The organism is Streptomyces sp. NPDC090442 (genome assembly GCF_044769405.1).
Taxonomy (GTDB): Bacteria; Actinomycetota; Actinomycetes; order Streptomycetales; family Streptomycetaceae; genus Streptomyces.
Map to the genome: position 1 here is coordinate 1 of NZ_JBIVXW010000190.1, position 3373 is coordinate 3373.

Below are 3373 nucleotides of genomic sequence, written 5' to 3' on the forward strand. Positions count from 1 at the left end.
CCTCCACCGCAAACAACGCCGGCTGAGCACAACGCGTCCGATCCAACAACCCACACTCACCCTCACCTCCCCACACCACCTCCCGCAGAGAGACACTCAGCTCCAACTCCACATCCAACAACGCCACAACCTCATCGAAGGCATCCGCGAACACCGGGAAAGCCGCATACAACTCACGCCCCATCCCCAGACGCTGCGCACCCTGACCCGAGAAGAGGAAGGCCGTGCGACGGGGGGTTGCCGCCCCCCTGGCGACCTCGGTGAGGCCGATGACGTCGGTGCCGGCGGTGTCGTCGGCGGCTTCGGTCTCCGTGCCGTCGTTGGTGGCGAGCAGCACGGCGCGGTGTTCGAAGAGGGAGCGGCCGTTGGCCAGGGTGTGTGCGGTGTCCAGGGGCGGCAGGGTGGCGGCGACGGTGCGCAGGCGGTCGAGTTGGGCGTCGAGGGCGGCCGGGGTCTGTGCGGAGACGGGCCAGGCGACCACCGTGGGGGCGGGTCGGCCGACCGCGGGCGCGGGTTCGGCTTCGGCGGACGGCTGTTCCAGGATGACGTGGGCGTTGGTGCCGCTGATGCCGAACGAGGAGACGCCGGCCCGGCGCGGTCGGCCGGTCTCCGGCCAGGGGGTCTCTTCGGCGAGCAGGCGAACCGTGCCGTCCGACCAGTCGACGTGCGAGGACGGTTCGGTGAGGTGCAGGGTGCGCGGCAGGGAGCCGTGGCGCATGGCCATGACCATCTTGACCAGGCCGGCCGCGCCGGCGGCGGACTGGGTGTGGCCGATGTTGGACTTCACCGAGCCGAGCAGCAGCGGGCGTTCGGGGTCGCGGTCGGCGCCGTAGGTGGCGATCAGCGCCTGGGCCTCGATGGGGTCGCCGAGCGGGGTGCCGGTGCCATGTGCCTCGACGGCGTCCACGTCGGCCGGGGTCAGCTGGGCGTTGGCGAGGGCCTGGCGGATGACGCGCTGCTGGGCCGGGCCGTTGGGCGCCGTCAGGCCGTTGGAGGCGCCGTCCTGGTTGACGGCCGAGCCGCGCACCACGGCGAGGACGCGGTGGCCGGCGCGGCGGGCGGCGGAGAGCCGTTCCAGGACGAGGACGGCGGCGCCCTCGGACCAGCCGGTGCCGTCGGCGGAGTCGGAGAACGCCTTGCAGCGGCCGTCCTGGGCGAGGCCGCCCATCCGGGAGAAGCCGGTGAAGTTGGCGGCGGTGGTCATGACGGTGACGCCGCCGGCCAGCGCCATGGTGCACTCGCCGGTGCGCAGCGCCTGGGCGGCCAGGTGCACGGAGACCAGGGAGGAGGAGCAGGCGGTGTCGACGGACAGTGCCGGGCCTTCCAGGCCGAGGGCGTAGGCGAGGCGGCCGGAGACGACGCTGACGGCGAGGCCGGTGGTGGCGTGGCCGGCGATGTCGTCCCGGGAGCGCATCACGAGTCCGGCGTAGTCCTGGCCGCTGACGCCCATGAACACGCCGGTGGGGGTGGTGCGCAGGGCGTGCGGGTCGATGCCGGCGCGTTCGGCGGCCTCCCAGGCGACCTCCAGGAGGATCCGCTGCTGCGGGTCCATGGCGAGGGCCTCGCGCGGGGAGATGCCGAAGAACGCGGCGTCGAAGTCGGCGATGTCGCGCAGGAATCCGCCCTGCCCGGAGGGGGCGCCCTGGGCGCCGCCGAGCGCCGGGTGGCGGTCCCACTCGCGGTCGGCGGGGAATCCGGTGATCGCGTCGGTTCCGGTGGCCACCAGGTCCCACAGGTCTTCCGGGGAACCGACGCCGCCGGGGAAGCGGCAGGCCATGCCGACGATGACGACCGGGTCGTCGTCGGCCGCGGGGGACGGTGCCGCGGCGGTGACGGTCACCGTGGCGTCGGCGCCGAGGAGTTCGTCGTGGAGGTAGTCGGCGAGCCGGTCGGGGGTCGGGTAGTCGAAGATGAGGGTGGCGGGCAGGGTGAGGCCGGTGGCCTTGCCGAGCCGGTTGCGCAGTTCGATGGCGGTGAGCGAGTCGAAGCCGAGCTGGCGGAACTCGCGTCGGGCGTCGACGGGTTCGGTGGAACCGTGGCCGAGGACGGTGGCCGCCTCGGTGCGGACCAGCTCGACGAGGAACGGGGTGCGCTCGTCCTCGGGGAGGGCGGCCAGGCGTTCGGCGAGGCCAGCGCGGGAGACGCCGGCGGAGCCGGCCCGGGCGCGGCGGCCGGTGGCGCGGACCAGGCCGCGCAGGACTGCGGGCACGCCGGCCGCGGCGGGCAGTGCGCCACCGGTGAGGCCGAGCGGGACGATCAGGGGTTCGTCGGCGGCGGTGGCGGCGTCGTAGAGGGCGAGGCCGCGGGCGGCGGAGAGCAGCGGGAGGCCGCCGGCGTCGCTGACGCGGTGGAGGTCGTGGTCGGTCAGTCCGCCGGTCATGCCGGCGCCCTGTTCCCAGGCGCCCCAGGCGAGCGAGGTGGCGGGCAGGCCGAGGGCGTGGCGGTGGGCGGCGAGCGCGTCCAGGAAGGCGTTGCCGGCCGCGTAGTTGGCCTGGCCGGGGCCGCCCATGACGCCGGCGGTCGAGGAGTAGAGCACGAACGCGGCCAGGTCGTGGTCGCGGGTGAGGTCGTGCAGGTGCCAGGCGCCGTCCAGCTTGGGGCGCAGGACGGTGGCGAGGCGGTCGGGGGTCAGGGCGGTGAGGGTGCCGTCGTCCAGCACGCCGGCGGTGTGCACGACGGCGGTGAGCGGGTGGTCGGCGGGCACGGTGGCGAGCAGCGCGGTCAGGGCGGCGCGGTCGGCGGTGTCGCAGGCGGCGAGGGTGACGCGGGCGCCCAACTCCTCCAGTTCGGCGCGGAGTTCGGTGGCACCCGGGGCGTCGGGGCCGCGCCGGCCGGCGAGCAGCAGGTGGCGGGCGCCGTGTGCGGTGACGAGGTGGCGGGCGAGCAGGCCGGCCAGGCCGCCGGTGCCGCCGGTGATCAGGACGGTGCCGTCGGGGTCGAGGGGCCGCGGTACGGTCAGCACGATCTTGCCGGTGTGCTGGGCCAGGCTCATGAAGCGGAACGCCTCGCCGGCGCGACGCACGTCCCAACTGCGCAGCGGCAGCTGGGCCAGCACTCCGCGGTCGAAGAGGTCGACGAGGTCGAGCAGCATCCGCTGGATGTGGTCGGGGTCGACCATGCCGAGGTCGAAGGAGTGGTAGGCGAGGCGGTCCGGGACGGTGTCGGCGTCCCGGATGTCGGTCTTGCCCATCTCCAGGAACCGGCCGCCCGCACCGAGCAACCCCATCGAGGCGTCCACGAACTCGCCCGCGAGGGAGTTCAGTACGACGTCCAGGCCGCCGTCGCCGGCGACCTCGGCGAACGTCGTCGCGAAGTCCAGGGTCCGGGAGGAGGCGATGTGGTCGTCGGCCACACCCAGTGAGCGCAGCACCTC

The 3373-nt window shown here is 74.4% G+C and carries 1 protein-coding gene; it reads right to left on the minus strand.

Annotated features, from left to right (window positions below; genetic code table 11):
• Positions 1–3373, minus strand: a 3373-nt coding sequence (locus tag ACIQU6_RS44185) for an SDR family NAD(P)-dependent oxidoreductase (RefSeq protein WP_403488312.1), incomplete at both ends; no start/stop codon positions are given.